15 protein-coding genes are annotated in these 15142 nt (G+C 44.5%); 8 read left to right on the top strand and 7 right to left on the bottom strand.

Annotated elements, in window-relative coordinates; all coding sequences use genetic code 11:
* The first annotated feature begins 46 nt into the window (after positions 1 to 46).
* From B5J94_RS05930 to B5J94_RS05920, 3 genes are all read left to right on the top strand, one after another.
* The gene (locus tag B5J94_RS05930) at positions 47 to 979 is read left to right on the top strand and encodes an electron transfer flavoprotein subunit alpha/FixB family protein (protein ID WP_062498113.1); all 933 of its coding nucleotides are present in this window, start codon (positions 47 to 49) and stop codon (positions 977 to 979) included.
* Between the two features lie 133 nt (positions 980 to 1112).
* Positions 1113 to 1937, top strand: coding sequence for a threonine/serine exporter family protein (locus tag B5J94_RS05925; RefSeq protein ID WP_062498115.1), 825 nt, complete (start codon positions 1113 to 1115; stop codon positions 1935 to 1937).
* Entirely contained in the window at positions 1937 to 2398 is a 462-nt protein-coding gene (locus tag B5J94_RS05920; RefSeq protein ID WP_062498117.1) for a threonine/serine exporter family protein, read from the top strand. Before B5J94_RS05925 ends, B5J94_RS05920 begins: the two co-directional genes overlap by 1 nt.
* Here B5J94_RS05920 and B5J94_RS05915 read toward each other — a convergent pair whose 3' ends face one another.
* Together B5J94_RS05915 and rsmG are read right to left on the bottom strand one after the other, a co-directional pair.
* A complete protein-coding gene (locus B5J94_RS05915; protein ID WP_062498119.1) occupies positions 2399 to 3151 on the bottom strand; it encodes a ParA family protein in 753 nt (250 codons plus the stop codon).
* 340 nt (positions 3152 to 3491) lie between these two features.
* On the bottom strand, positions 3492 to 4148 hold the full coding sequence (gene rsmG, locus B5J94_RS05910; protein WP_062498121.1) for a 16S rRNA (guanine(527)-N(7))-methyltransferase RsmG: 657 nt from the start codon (positions 4146 to 4148) through the stop codon (positions 3492 to 3494).
* A gap of 168 nt (positions 4149 to 4316) precedes the next feature.
* On the opposite strand from rsmG, the gene B5J94_RS05905 reads away from it, so the two are divergent.
* Together B5J94_RS05905 and B5J94_RS05900 are read left to right on the top strand one after the other, a co-directional pair.
* Positions 4317 to 6683, top strand: a complete 2367-nt coding sequence (locus B5J94_RS05905; protein ID WP_062498124.1) for a Lon protease family protein — start codon at positions 4317 to 4319, stop codon at positions 6681 to 6683.
* A gap of 95 nt (positions 6684 to 6778) precedes the next feature.
* Entirely contained in the window at positions 6779 to 7276 is a 498-nt protein-coding gene (locus tag B5J94_RS05900; RefSeq protein WP_062498126.1) for a transposase, read from the top strand.
* A gap of 160 nt (positions 7277 to 7436) precedes the next feature.
* Here B5J94_RS05900 and B5J94_RS05895 read toward each other — a convergent pair whose 3' ends face one another.
* Positions 7437 to 7928, bottom strand: coding sequence for a 4'-phosphopantetheinyl transferase family protein (locus B5J94_RS05895; protein ID WP_062498127.1), 492 nt, complete (start codon positions 7926 to 7928; stop codon positions 7437 to 7439).
* A gap of 267 nt (positions 7929 to 8195) precedes the next feature.
* Here B5J94_RS05895 and nth point away from each other — a divergent pair, with 267 nt between their 5' ends.
* From nth to B5J94_RS05880, 3 genes are all read left to right on the top strand, one after another.
* Positions 8196 to 8843 (top strand): endonuclease III, encoded by a 648-nt coding sequence (nth, locus tag B5J94_RS05890; protein ID WP_062498163.1) that lies wholly within the window; start codon positions 8196 to 8198, stop codon positions 8841 to 8843.
* Positions 8825 to 9160 carry a hypothetical protein gene (locus tag B5J94_RS05885; RefSeq protein ID WP_079363997.1) on the top strand — a complete coding sequence of 112 codons (336 nt, stop codon included), beginning with the start codon at positions 8825 to 8827 and terminating at the stop codon, positions 9158 to 9160. Before nth ends, B5J94_RS05885 begins: the two co-directional genes overlap by 19 nt.
* 247 nt (positions 9161 to 9407) lie before the next feature.
* Complete coding sequence (locus tag B5J94_RS05880; protein WP_062498129.1) at positions 9408 to 10151, top strand: Frag1/DRAM/Sfk1 family protein; 744 nt, start codon at positions 9408 to 9410, stop codon at positions 10149 to 10151.
* A gap of 89 nt (positions 10152 to 10240) precedes the next feature.
* Here B5J94_RS05880 and B5J94_RS05875 read toward each other — a convergent pair whose 3' ends face one another.
* The 4 genes from B5J94_RS05875 to B5J94_RS05860 form a co-directional block, all read right to left on the bottom strand.
* On the bottom strand, positions 10241 to 11908 hold the full coding sequence (locus tag B5J94_RS05875; RefSeq protein WP_062498130.1) for a formate--tetrahydrofolate ligase: 1668 nt from the start codon (positions 11906 to 11908) through the stop codon (positions 10241 to 10243).
* A gap of 311 nt (positions 11909 to 12219) precedes the next feature.
* Complete coding sequence (locus B5J94_RS05870) at positions 12220 to 12663, bottom strand: Mpo1 family 2-hydroxy fatty acid dioxygenase (protein WP_062498132.1); 444 nt, start codon at positions 12661 to 12663, stop codon at positions 12220 to 12222.
* A gap of 276 nt (positions 12664 to 12939) precedes the next feature.
* Positions 12940 to 13698 carry a nicotinamide riboside transporter PnuC gene (gene pnuC / locus B5J94_RS05865; protein ID WP_062498134.1) on the bottom strand — a complete coding sequence of 253 codons (759 nt, stop codon included), beginning with the start codon at positions 13696 to 13698 and terminating at the stop codon, positions 12940 to 12942.
* Positions 13699 to 13891: 193 nt separating this feature from the next.
* Positions 13892 to 15121 (bottom strand): BaiN/RdsA family NAD(P)/FAD-dependent oxidoreductase, encoded by a 1230-nt coding sequence (locus B5J94_RS05860; protein WP_062498138.1) that lies wholly within the window; start codon positions 15119 to 15121, stop codon positions 13892 to 13894.
* Between the last annotated feature and the right edge of the window lie 21 nt (positions 15122 to 15142).

The following is a 15142-nucleotide window of genomic DNA, read 5'->3' as shown; positions in this document are numbered from 1 at the left end:
ATTTGACCATTTATTTGACTATTGTAAAGATAAAAAGGATACAACCATGACCGTATTAGTTTATGCTGAACACGACAACCAAGAATTAAAATCGGCAACCCTTGCCACAATCACCGCCGCCAGTCAAATTGACAGCGACATTCATGTATTAGTGGCAGGCTCAAACGCCCAAGCCGTTGCCGACAGTGTCGCCCAAGTATCAGGCGTGAGTAAAGTGCTACTTGCTGACAACCCTGCCTTTGCCAATCAGCTTGCCGAAAATGTCGCCCCATTGGTGGTGGAGCTTGCCGGTAATTATAGCCACATCATTGCCCCTGCAACAACAACAGGTAAGAACTTTTTGCCACGAGTGTCCGCCTTGCTTGATGTGAGCATGGTATCAGACATCACGGCAGTGATTGATGCCAAGACTTTTGAACGTCCTATCTATGCAGGTAACGCCACAGCAACCGTACAATCGGCAGAAGATAAAATCGTGCTAAGCGTGCGTGGTACAGCGTTTGACTCGGCACCTGCCACAGGCGGTAGTGCAAGCGTTGAGAGCGTGAGCGTGGGCGGTGATAGTGGCAAATCAAGCTTTGTGGGTGAAGAGCTTGCCAAATCTGACCGTCCAGAGCTAACATCTGCCAATATCGTGGTATCAGGCGGACGAGCATTGGCAAGTGGCGAGAACTTTACCAAATACATCGAGCCACTGGCGGATAAACTCGGTGCTGCCATGGGTGCTAGCCGTGCGGCGGTGGACGCAGGTTTTGTACCCAATGATTTGCAAGTGGGTCAAACTGGCAAAATCGTTGCCCCTAATCTGTACATTGCCGTGGGTATCTCAGGGGCGATTCAGCACCTAGCAGGTATGAAAGACTCTAAGACCATTGTGGCGATTAACACCGACCCAGAAGCTCCGATTGCGAGCGTGGCGGATTATTTCTTAGAAGCGGATTATCAAGTGGCAGTGCCTGAGCTGACTTCTAAGTTGTAATTGATAAGACTTATCAAAAACGCATTTGATGATATCAAGTGCGTTTTTTATTAGGCGAGTTCATACTGTATTTTTCGTCCATTTTGGATTACAATAATCACCTTATTCTTAGCCATTTGCCGTTATCCCTGCCATGTCCGATGTGATGCCCAAAAAACTGCCCTATCTGTCGCACGAAGAGCAACAGCGAATCACTCGCCTGTGCGTTCGCTGTGCGTTGTTGCTCATGCAGTATGGGGCGGAGTCAGTGGTTGTGGTGGATTTGACCAAACGTTTGGGCGTGGCGTTGGGCGTTGGGGGCGTGGAATGCGGACTGTCTTTTAATGCCATTACACTCACCACGCTGTATAACGGGCATTGTATCACCACCGTACGCAACACCGTTCATCAAGGGATTAATGTGAGTATCTTGGTGCAGATTCAGCAGATTGTCCTAGATGTCGAACGTCAAAGACAAGCAGGCGGACGAGACGAACACGCCGTTACCCATACCGAAAAGCGACTGGACAACATCGACCGCACCACATATCCCAACACGCTCATGGCATTTTTTGTGGGTATGTCCTGTGCCTGTTTTGCTTATCTCAACGGCGGTGGCTTGGCTATCTCGCTAGTAACGCTCGTGGCAGGTTTTTGTGCCATACGCACCCGTATGTATCTGTCCGCTCATCATTTTAACCCTTTTGTGGTGGTTATTATTACCGCCTTTGTGGCGACTTTGCTTGGGGCGGTGGCGTACTTTTTAGAGCTTGGGGTCAATGCCGATGTGGCGGTGGCGTCTAGCGTGCTGTTACTGGTGCCGAGCTTTCCTATCATTAACGCCTTATCGGACATTTTAAAGGGGTATATCAACATGGGGGTAGGGCGGTGGATGTTTGCGACCATGCTGACGTTATCGGCGTGTGTGGGGATTGTTATCGCCTTGATTTTGTTACGCATACCGCATTGGGGGCTGTGATGACTGTGCTAACGCTACTGACGAATGTGGGGCTGTCTTGCGTGATTACGCTGGGGTGGTGCTTGATGTTTACGCTACCGAGACGTTATGTCGGGCTATGCCTTGTCATGACGGCATTGGGTTATGTTACCAAAACAGGGCTGTTGGCGGTGGGGAGTCATCTGGCGGTGGCGACATTTTTTGGGGCGATGTTGCCGAGCTTTTTGGGGGTGTATTTTGCTCAGCGACATGGGCTACCGCCAAAAGCACTCATCGTGCCGAGCGTGATTTTTCTCATGCCGGGTATCGTGGCGTATAAGGCAATGGTGAGTATGGTGCAGATAGGGTATTTTGGGTTTAGTATGGAGCTGTTTGTACTGATGATGACGTACTTTTTTGAAGCGATTTTTGTCATCTCGGCATTGGTGTTGGGGCTGTCGATTCCAGGGATTTTGTTTTATCGCAGAAAGCCGATTGTGTAGTTACGGCTGTCCCAACACTTCATTCATAAGCTGATGATAAGCGATAGCCCCTTTGGACGACTTTTCGTACTCAAAAATGGACTTGCCAAAACTCGGAGCTTCTGCCAATCGGATACTTCTTGGAATGACGGTTTTGTACAATTTTTCGCCAAAATAATTTTCAAGCTCCGTCGACACATCTTGAGCAAGCGTACTTCGCCCGTCATACATCGTCCGCACCACGCCACGAATGTGCAGTTTGGGGTTGATTTGAGTGAGCTTTTCAATCGTATCTATCAAATCAGCAATGCCTTCTAGGGCAAAATACTCGCACTGCATGGGGATAATCACGCCGTCTGTGGCGACAAGGGCGTTCACGGTCAGCATACTTAGGCTTGGGGCACAGTCCATGATGACATAGTCATAGTCCAGTTTGGCGTTTTGTAGGGCGTTTTTTAATAAAAGCGGTGCATCCGCCACGTCCGCAAGCGATACATCAATCCCTGCCAAATCACGGTTTGCCCCCACCACATCAAGGTGCTGACTTGCCATAATGGTTTTGACCAGTGGCACGTCATCAAGCAACACGTCCGCCACCGTATAATCAAGCTCATTTTTGTCAAGCCCCAGACTGGTTGTGGCGTTACCTTGTGCGTCAAGGTCAATGAGTAGCACACGCTTTTTGCCGATAAGTGCCAACGCACTTGCCAGATTAACCGCCGTTGTGGTTTTGGCGACACCGCCTTTTTGGTTGGCGATTGCGATAATTTCCATAAAATACCTTTACTATCAATTTGTTAGATTAGGGCAAATTACCCATACATTACCCCATTCTCAACTTTACACAAGTGATTGATTTATCAAGGGCGAATTGCAATTCGCCCCTACAATCCCAAAAATAATTATTAGATAATCAATAAGTTACCGTTTTAAGTTGAGAGTGAAGTATACATTTTAATTTTTGGCTCTGGTTCAAAAAGTATGCTACAAGGAAAACCGTTCGTGGTGAGCTTGTCGAACCATAACGGTTTTCCTACCCTTCGACAAGCTCAGGGTGAACGGAAAACCTAGTTCAGCATACTTTTTAGACTACTACCTAATTTTTAAAATAACTTTAATGCGTCAAATACACCACACACCGCTCATCGCTCATTTGTGGCACGTTAATGGGTTTGACTTCAATTTGCCAATCTGTCAAATTTACCACATCCTCGCTTGTTGGTGCTTTGCCTTTCATGGCGTACAGCACACCGTCCGCCTTCAAATAAGGCTTGGCAAGATTGACAAAATCATCAAGGCTGGCAAACGCCCGAGACGTGATGACATCAAACGCCCCGTCAAAGCCCTCAATGCGACTTGCCACAGGATTGACGTTGGCAAGTCCCAACTCGCCCACCATTTGACGGATAAACCGCACCTTTTTGCCATTGCTATCAAGGGCGGTAACGTGCCAATCAGGTCGCATAATGGCGATAATCACAGACGGCAACCCTGCCCCCGTGCCAATGTCAAGCACGCTTACGCCTGATTTATCGGCAAACGGTAAATCCGCCACAATCGCCAAACAGTCCAAAATATGCTTGATAAACGCCTCTTTTGGGGCGGTAATGGCGGTGAGATTATACGCTTTTGTCCAAAGCAGAAGATTATCCAAATAGCCGAGCAGTTGCTTTATTTGTACTTCACTAAATGTTAAATTTAGCTTATCGGAGACACGCTCTAATTCATGAGCAAATTCATCGGCATGGGCGGATATTTTATGATAAGTCATGTTTTTATAAATAATAATTGGGTTGTTTAAGTTGATTTTAACGGCTTTTTGCTATACACCCTTCGACAAGCTCAGGGCGAACGGAAAAACACCGCCAATTTGTAAATCCCCTATTTTATCACGTTTTAATCTGTTAAAATATCCCTTTTTCATATTTTAATAACAACAATGACCGACCAATTCGCCCCCTACCGCCTGCCCCACACCGCCCTAAAACGCTACACCGACACCCACGCCCTACCACCCGACAGCACGCACGCAAGCCCCACACCGCACCACTTTGGGCAACGCCGAGCTGTCAATGCCATACAGACCGCCCTTGACATCAAAGCCAACGGCTACCACGTCTTTGCCGTGGGCGAAAACGGGCTAGGCAAACGCACGCTCATCACCCGTCTGCTTGCCGAACGTGCCAAACACGAGCCGACCCCGCCCGACTTGGTTTATGTGCATAATTTTGACGCACCCCGCCACCCGATTGCACTTACCCTACCAAGCGGTCAAGGGGCGATTTTTGCCAAAGATATGCACAAACTTTGGCATGAATTATATAAAAAAATCATCGCCAAATTTAATAGCATCAGCTACCAAAACAGCATTACCGCCATTAAGCAATCCGCCCAAAAACAAGAAAGGCAATTGCTTGATGAAATCAACGCCACCGCCAAAAGTCATAATTTGACCCTACTTCATTCTGCCGACCAAAAAGCGATATTTACGCCCATTGACGACAAAAAACCCATTAACAATACCGCCCTTGATAAATTACAAAAAAAATTAACCAAAATAAACATAGAATTGGACAATTTAGATGATGAAGTCAATCAAAAAATAGATGAACTTCACGAAACTTTGTTAATCAAAATCATCACACCATTATTTACACCTATTTTAAAAAAATATGGCAATAAACACGATAAAAAAATCAGTCAATATTTAACCGAATATCAAAAAGACATCATGGAAAATATCCTATTTATCGTAGAGCATGATGAAGACTTTATGGTAAAAACGGCAAATATCCCCAATCGCTATTATGTCAATGTGGCGGTCAGCCATACGCCAAATAGCGGTTCGCCCATTGTCTTTGAAGATATGCCGACCCACCCCAATCTTTTGGGGCATATTGAATACGTCACTCAGCTTGGCACGATTTTGACAGACGCAAGCATGATACGGGCAGGGGCATTGCATAAAGCCAATGGCGGATATTTGTTATTAGAAGCGTCATCGTTATTAGAACACCCCTATGCGTGGCAAGGATTAAAGCGAGCCTTACAATCAAAATCTCTTAGCATATCAAGCCTAGAACAAATGCTAACTCTAACAGGCTCGGTATCTTTATCGCCTGATAGCACGCCATTATCCGTCAAGGTGATATTATTGGGCGAGCCTGATTTATATTATGAATTGTTAGAATTTGAACCTGAATTTAACAACCTATTTAAAATCCGAGCCGATTTTAATGATACTTTGCCACGCAATCACGACAGCGAATTATTTATTATTGGCAAAATCGCCGACATGATAAAAAAACAAGCATTACCCACATTTGATAATACCGCCTTTGGGGCGATATTGGACGAATTGTCCGTCTATGCCGATGATAAAGACAAATTGGATTTTCATAGAGACAGATTATTACAACTTGTGGTAGAATCGGCACGGCAGTTTTATTTAAATCATTCTGATGATACTGATAATAAAAATAGCCCAAAAACCGTCAATAAAACCCACGTCCAAAATGCCTTAGACGACATCAAAGAGCGAAAAGGTTATTTAAAAGAACTGTATTGGCAAGAGATTCAAAACGGACAACAGCTTATCAATACCACAGGAAAAGTGGTCGGGCAAATCAACGCCTTGACCGTGATTGCCTATGCCGACAGCGAATTTGGTTTGCCTGCCCGCTTGACCGCACTCATCGCCCCCAAGTTTGGCACAGGCGAAATCCTAGACATAGAGCGAGACGTGGAGCTTGGCGGAAGTCTGCACGCCAAGGGAATGCTCATCATGACGAGCTTTTTACGCTCATTATTTAGCCAATTTGCCGAACTGAACTTCTCAGCAAGCCTTGCCTTTGAGCAAAGTTACGCCCACATTGACGGCGACAGTGCCACCCTTGCCGAATGTGCCGTGCTACTGTCCGCCCTTGCAAATGTGCCGATAAATCAATCACTTGCAATCACAGGCTCCATGAATCAGCTTGGGGACGCTCAGGCGATTGGCGGTGTGAACGAAAAAATCATCGGCTTTTTTGACGCTTGCTTTGAGCGTGGACTAACAGGCGAGCAAGGCGTGATTATCCCAAAAACCAACATCGGACAACTCATGCTCCCTGATAACATCGTAGGGGCGGTAGAGCGTGGCGAGTTTCATATTTATGCGGTGAGTAGCATTTATGAAGCGTTGTTTATTTTGACCGATATGCCGATTCATGATAAAAATAAAAAAGGCGATTATAAAAAGGATACGCTATTTGGCAAAATTGTAAGACGGCTTATACAATGGGAAGATGATGATAAAGAGAAATGAAAAACTGGCATATTATTAAAGGTGTGTACTAAGTCGTATGGTAGGGGCTGGCTCTACACGCCCGATAATACCCACAATCCAATAATTTCAACAAAATGACACATTCTCAAAATAGGCAAACCATTCGCCTACAATATTATGATTACACCAATCATGGTTATTATTTTATTACCATTTGTTGTATTAACCGATTGCATTTATTTGGTCATATCATAGATAATCAAATGATATTAAATGATTGTGGAAAAATCGCTCATGATACTTGGCTGGATAATCAAAATAAAAGACGAAATATTCAATTACATGATTTTATCATCATGCCAAATCATATGCACGCCATTATAGAAATAAAAGAGCAATTACCAAATATTCATCAAGATAAATTTATCAGTCAATCCAATACCATAGGTTCTATTGTTCGTGGCTACAAATCAAGCGTGAGCAGTCAATTAAAACATATATTTAATCATTCGGTTTGGCAGAAAAACTATTATGAGCATATTATTAGAAATGAACAATCTTATCAAATGATTTCAGAATACATCAGTAATAATCCTGCATTGTGGGAACAGGATAGGTTTTATGAGATTTGAAGAAATAGATTTGTGTTTTTAATATTTACTGCAGGCTTTGTAGGGGCGTGCTGAGCACGCCCCTACGTCCACATATCAGAAATTTATAGTAACTTTTAAAATTAGATATGTATAGTATATCCCTACAACACACCCCTTTTAAAAACCAAAACCCAAAAACCTACACCCCAACAATCCCAACTGCCCCAAAATCAAATGGATATGCCACCGTTATCACGCATTCGTCCACCCAGATATTTTTAAAATAAAATTTCCCAATCCCATCATGACATACATACCCACTATCATCCGTCATAAACACTGCCTTTAATTCATGTAATGGCAGACGAATGCCCAGACCATGTGCTTTTAATACCGCTTCTTTAATCGTCCAATAGACAAACCACAATTTATCATCTTGACTTTGTTGCCAAGCGTAATATTCATCATCATGAAAATAACGTTTGGCAAGGGCGTTTTTATTTACATGACGATTGGTGTTTTCAATATCCACGCCGATATTTTGAATGGTTAAACTATATATTAGGGCATAATCAGTTTGGCAATGAGATTGATTAAAATGCAGATTGGGGATATTTTTTATAAAGGGTTTGCCATTGTCTTTTTTATCATAAATGGGTATGGGTAAATGATTGTTTTGGCAAAAGTGCATTAAATGAGCATGGCGATGATTGGCAATGATTTTTTTTTATCAAGCGGTGTTAAATTATCCAAGATAATATTTGATAATGGCGTATGGTATAAATAAATCATAAGCAAGATATAAAAACGATATTGAGATTTTTAAAATAACGGTCGGTGTAATTGTGGTATAATAATCGCCAATACCCATTTTGTCTAGCCCCCTGCCATGACCGCCAAAACCACAAAAACGAAACTTGCCACCGCCAAAACTGCCGACACGCCAGCGTCTCGCCCGATGAATGCCGACAAGCGTGAGCGGTTCTTTGCCAAGCTGTCCGAGCATATCAAAGAGCCTGTAACTGAGCTGAACTACTCGTCCGATTTTGAGCTACTCATCGCTGTCATGCTCTCCGCCCAAGCCACCGACAAAAGCGTGAACATCGCCACCGCTCGCCTATTTCCTGTGGCAAACACCCCGCAGGCGATTTTGGATTTGGGGCTGGACGGCTTAAAGAGTTATATCAACTCAATCGGGCTGTACAACTCAAAAGCGACCAACGTCATCAAGACCTGCCAAGACCTGCTAGACAAGCATGGCGGACAAGTGCCACGCACCCGAGCCGAGCTAGAAGCGTTGGCAGGTGTGGGACGAAAGACCGCCAATGTCGTGCTAAACACCGCCTTTGGCGAGCCTGTCATGGCGGTAGATACGCACATTTTTCGGGTAGGCAATCGCACGGGACTTGCCACAGGCAAAACGGTGCTGGCGGTAGAAAAGGCTCTCATGACACGCATTCCTGCCAAATATCTGGTGGACGCTCATCATTATCTGATTTTGCATGGGCGTTATACCTGCATGGCTCGCTCGCCAAAATGTGGCTCGTGCGTGGTGTTTGATGAATGTATGTTTAAGGATAAGGACAAATGGGCAGATTTAGCGTAACGATTTTTAAAAAGGTAGTTGGCGTATTGGGAATATCGGCGATAAGCCTATTTTCATCGCTAAGTTTTGCAGGCGGAGATAATTATTCTATTAAAATCAATCAAATCCAAACGCTTGCCAAACACAAACACATCATTTATCTTGAAAAATTATCCCCCGAACCAAGCCTTCAAAATGAATTTAGCGGTTGTAAAGATATAAAAATTACGGTTGATTATAAATTTAAAGAAAATAAAATCCGCCAATTTTTATTGTACATTCAATTATTATTTGGTGCTAATTCTGAATTTCATCAAGGCGTTAAGCAATTAAATTGATAATATCGTCAAATTAAATCATCAGCTAACCCAAAATCCAAATATCATTTATGAGACCGATGATGTAGAAGCCTTTTATCCTGATAAAAATAATAAATGTCATTTTTATAGTAAAACCTTAGAAGTATATGATGATAAAGAAGCATATATTCAGTTTTTTGTGAGATAAAGTGATGATAATTTGCCAATCAGTAAAAATGAAAAATTGGTTTAAATAATCATTAATTTAAATTTCATATAGGTAAAAATGTTTGGATTATGGTTAAGTGTTAATTTTATTTTTCCCTTACTGGCGGTTTATTGGCTGGTCAGTCCGATATTTCTATTGCCCAAAAAACAGCTTAGCCGTATCAATGTCTTATCCATCATTATGATTATGGCGTTGTTGGATTTGGTGTGGCTTGTTATCATAGTAACAACCAAAGACGGGGTGCAAAATGCCGATTTCATTATGTTTGTGATTGGGGCTGTTTTATGGATGTGTTTGGGGGCAAGGCTGTTTTATCAACATGGACAGCGTTCGGTAGCGGTCGCAAAAAGCAAACCATCAGAGCAAATAATAACAAAAACGACTGTCAATGATAAAATCACGGCATCTATGCATGATATTGATGAAAGCCAAAACAGTTATGTTGATAAAGACGAAAAATTAATTAACGACAAGCAAATCAATCATACTGATAAAAACGAAAAGTTAATTAATAGTAAGCCAATCAATCATGATGATAAGAGCGGTGATGATAACAGTAATAATGATAAAATGAGCGACAATAACCATCAAAATGACATATCGGACAATGTACCATTAATACCCCAAGAATTAACATCGCAAGAATTAATGCCACAAGAAACGTCCCAACAAAACCCTGATAGCCACAAACAGCCCAACCAAAGCGATGATGATTGGCAAGCATATAAACAAAAAATGGAGCAAGCGTGGGCGGACACAAGAGTGAAGCTCACCCAAAAATCAGAACAGCATAAGAAATAAAAAACTAAAAAACAACTGCCGATCTGGCATATCGGCTATGGCAGGTTTTTCCATAGCCGATATTAATCATCAAATGGATTCTTGGTTGTCTAAAACAGCCCCACAATCTCCCCATCAACCACATCAATGCTCATGGACGCAGGGGCTTTGGGCAGTCCAGGCATTTTCATGATGTCGCCACAGAGTGCGACCAAAAACCCAGCCCCGTGCGAGATGGTAATTTCACGCACGCTGATGGTAAAATCTGTGGGTCTGCCTAGGGCTTTGGTGTCATCAGAGAGCGAGTATTGGGTTTTTGCCATGCAGATGGGCAGGTGTGATAAGCCTAATTTGTCAATGGCTTTGATGTCAGATAAGGCTTTGGCACTAAGTGACACACCGTCCGCCCCATAGATGGTCGTGGCGATGGCGGTGATTTTATCGCTGACACTGGCGTTATCATCGTAGGTCAGAGTGAAGTGGTTGGGGGCGTGCGTGGCATCGATGACTTTTTGGGCAAGGTCAAGACCGCCTTGCCCGCCTTTTGCCCAGACATCACACAGTGATACCGCCACACCCTTGTCATGACAGGCTTGTTCTATTAGGGCAAGTTCGGCATCGCTGTCGCTGACAAAGCGGTTGATGGCGACCACCACAGGCAGACCAAAGGCGGATTTCATGTTGTCGATGTGTTTTAGTAGGTTGGGCAGTCCTTGGGACAGAGCGGAGAGATTCTCGCCAGTCAAGTCATCTTTGGCGACCCCGCCATTGTATTTTAAGGCACGCACGGTTGCCACGACCACGACTGCATCGGGGCGAAGCTCTGCCAGTCGGCATTTGATGTTACAAAACTTCTCCGCCCCCAAATCCGCCCCAAAGCCTGCTTCGGTCACCACATAGTCGCCCAGTGCCAGCCCGAGTCGTGTCGCCACGACCGAGTTACAGCCATGGGCAATGTTGGCAAAAGGCCCGCCATGAATGAGTGTGGGCGTGCCTGCCATGGTTTGAACTAGGTTGGGGGCAAAAGCGGTTTTGAGTAGGGCGGTCATCGCTCCTTGGGCGTGCAAATCTTTGGCGAACACGGGCGTATTATCAAAGCGGTAAGCGACCATCATGTTGCCCAGTCGCTCTTTTAGGTCGTCCAAATCCCGTGCTAGGCAAAACACCGCCATAATCTCAGACGCCACGGTAATGTCAAAACCATCAGGGCGAATCACGCCATCACTGGGTTTGCCCATGCCACCCATGATGTGACGAAGAAAGCGGTCGTTCATGTCCAAGGCACGTCGCCACAGCACTTTTTTGGGGTTGATGCCCAGCTCATTGCCGTGATGAATGTGGTTATCAATCAAGGCGGACAGTAGGTTATTGGCACTGGTGATGGCGTGAAAATCACCCGTAAAATGCAGGTTGATGTCTTCCATGGGGACGACCTGTGCCTGACCGCCCCCTGTCGCTCCGCCTTTGATGCCGAACACAGGACCGAGCGATGGCTCACGAAGGGCAAGCACGGCACGCTCACCGAGTGCGGTTAATGCATCGCCCAGCCCGATGGCGAGCGTGGTTTTGCCTTCGCCAGCAGGCGTGGGGTTGATGGCGGTCACTAAGATGAGCTTGCCTTGGCGGTCAGTGGTCGGGGTGTGTCGGATTTTGGCTTTGTATTTGCCGTAGTGTTCAATGTCGTCGTCGGACAGCCCGAGTTTGTGGGCGATGTCACTGATGGGGGCGATGGTCGCCAGGGCGTTACTGGCGATTTGGGCGTCGGTCAGTTGGGTCATGATAAGTCCTTAACATCGTGTCAATGTGGGTAAATGGAATGTGATTAAATGGGTTGTAGGGGCGAATCACATTCGCCCTTGCTAAATCAAACACTTACACCTAACAAACTTAATATTTACCACAGGCTTTGTAGGGACGTGCTGAGCACGTCCTTTGATAACATGCCAATTTTTATAGGCGTACGCAACACGCCCCTACATCCACAAATCATTGTGTTTGTAGTAATTTTAAAGTTTATTGGGTGTAGTCGTCATTATTGATAAAATGATTATAATCATTTTATCAGCAAAAAGCCATGACAAAATTAGGGTTATGATTGTCGGGCGGGTGTTTTGCCAAGCAGTGCAAACGCCACCCACAAAGGTCCAATCAGCAAAAATTGCAAATCTTCAAAAAATGACGGCTTTGCCCCTTCGATCTTATGCCCGACAAATTGCCCAATCCACGCCACCACAAACACCCCAACCCAAAACCAAATACCAACAGGGGCAAACACGGCAATACCAAGACACAGCCCATAAAAGGCAAGCATGGCAACAAAGGACGACAAAGACAATCGCACATAAAACCATAGCACGCCTATCGTAACGACTGCGAGCAGATACACAGAAATGTGATAAAGCAGGGCGACTATGGTCAAAAAGATAATCGGCACACAGATATAATGAATGCGTTTGTTCGTGGGATTTTGATGGCTGACGGCATATTCGGACAGCCAAAGTGATAAAGGTTTTTGCGATTTAAATGGGTGCATAAAATGTCTTTATTTTAGGCTTGTTAAAAGAATGGGTTAATTTATTGTTAATACAGCTAACAAAATTAAACTTTACTACGGAAACCGTTCACCCTGAGCCATGCCTGCGGGTAGGAAAACCGTTATGGGCAGGCATGGCTCACCACGAACGGAAACCATAGTGCTTTTTCATCTTGTAAAGTGCAATTTAACCCATGATAAAAATATTGTCAATCGTTTGCTATGATAAAGATTTAATATTTAAGATTTTTAAATGACTGCTAAATGACTTTTTGGTTATTTATTTTCGGCTTTATTTATCTTTTCGCTCCGATACCACCCATATAACCCAACAATGGCATTAACCTGATAAACCATTGTCTGAATAGCAAAAATATAATTGGCGGTCATGATATTGACAATAAGCCAAACCATATTAACAATAATCCACAAATACCAATTAAAAGAATATCGCATTATCATCGTGGCTTGGGCGGTAACGGATAAAATAAATGCCAAAATGTTAATGGTATAAAAGCTAATCCCCATAAAGGTAGTGCCGTCATCTTGATAAATGGCGTAATTATGAGTGGTAAGCCAATCATTGATAATTGGAAATAAATAAATGCCAATAGTGATAAATAAAACGGTAATTGTCCACACATATTTATTTGCCGATTGCACAAGCATATCGCCGTCTGCGTCCGTGTTCTTTTTCCAATAAATCACGCCCCAAACGTGCGTAAAAAAGTTAAAGAGTGGGGCAAGCATGAGTCCAATCGCTCCACGACTGCCCTGCACGACCACTTCGCCGATAGTGGCAAGCATACCAAAGCCGTTGCCCATGACGTTTTTGCGAAAGGACAAGCCGACCACGCACAAAAGCCCGATGTAGGAGACGATAAGATAAAACCAGTCAAGCCCTGTGTGTTCGGTGGTTTGCCAAAAGCCGACAAATAGGGCGATGACCCCAACCACAAACCAAGCGATTATCCATTGCTTTGACCAATCTTTATCGCCAAATCCTGTGATGTTATCCAGAAATTTAAATTGCATGGGTGTCCTTAGTGAAGTTATTTCAAAAAACTTAAAAGTGATTTTAATCTAATCTTAACCTAAAATGGTGGTTTGTTGATTATTGGGTGATTTTTGGGTGTGAGATTAAATTAATAACTCTCCCTTGATGAATCAGTCACTGATATTAAGGCTAAACATGGGGCTGATTTAAAAAAATTCCAATAAAACCTACTCACACCGCCATCGCACACGCAAAGCCACTTGCCCATGCCCAGTGAAAATTATAACCGCCAAGCTGACCTGTGACATCCAGCACTTCGCCGATAAAGTATAGACCATCGCACAGCTTACTCTCAAAGGTTTTGCTAGATACATCACGGGTATCCACACCGCCAAGGGTTACTTCTGCCACTCGGTAGCCTTCGGTGCCTGATGGCTTGATTTGCCAGTCGTTTAGGGTATTGCCAAGCGTGATGAGTTCTTTGTCCTTGATGTTGGCAAGATCGCTGTCTTTGTGCTGTTGCCAAAAATGGCTCTCTAACGCCAATAGCAGTTTTTTGGCAAAATAGGGTTGTAAGGCGGTGCGAATGTGCTGTTTGGGGTGCGTGTGTTTGTGTTTGATTAACAGCTCGCCTGCACTCATGTGTGGCAGTAGGTTAATGTGAATGTACTCGCCGATTTGCCAGTAGTTGGATAGTTGAAGCATGGCAGGGCCTGACAGTCCCCGATGGGTAAACAGTAGCGGTAGGGCAAATTGGGCTTTGTCATTAAAGGCGATGACGTCCATGCTGATACCGCTTAGCTCTTTTGCCATGGCTCCGATGTGGCCGGTAAAGGTAAATGGCACAAGCCCTGCCGATGTTGGCAGTATCTGATGTCCAAACTGCTCGGCAACCTGATAGCCAAAACCGCTCGCCCCAAGCGTGGGAATGGACAGACCGCCTGTGGCGATGATGAGTGAGTGGGCAGACAGGGTATGCTCACGGTTGTCTTTGTGCGTGGTTAGGGTGAATGTGTCGCTCTTGTTGATGGTGCTGATTTTGGTGTTTAGCCAGATGGTTACGCCATGATGGTCGCATTCGGTCAGGAGCATGTTTAGGATGTCTTTGGATGAGTCATCGCAGAACAGTTGCCCGTGCGATTTTTCATGAAAACCAATGCCATGCTTATAGACATAATTCATGAAATGATGGGGCGTGAATTTTGCCAATGCCGACCGTACAAAATGCGGATTATGGCTGATAAAATGCTCAGGACGCACGTCCATATTGACGAAGTTACACCGTCCGCCCCCTGACATGAGAATTTTTTTGCCAGCTTTGTTGGTGTGGTCAAGCACCAACACGCTTTTGCCACGCTGGGCAAGATGAAAAGCACAAAACAGCCCAGAAGCCCCTGCACCGATGATGATGGCGTCAAAGTGGGTGGCGGGCTTAGGCGATGATGGGGTCGGATGAGTCATGATGGTGTGATGATTTGATGA

Source organism: Moraxella lacunata, from assembly GCF_002027545.1.
GTDB classification, from domain to species: domain Bacteria; phylum Pseudomonadota; class Gammaproteobacteria; order Pseudomonadales; family Moraxellaceae; genus Moraxella; species Moraxella lacunata.
Note: the sequence above shows the minus strand (reverse complement) of the source record. Positions and strands in the feature narration are given on the sequence as shown.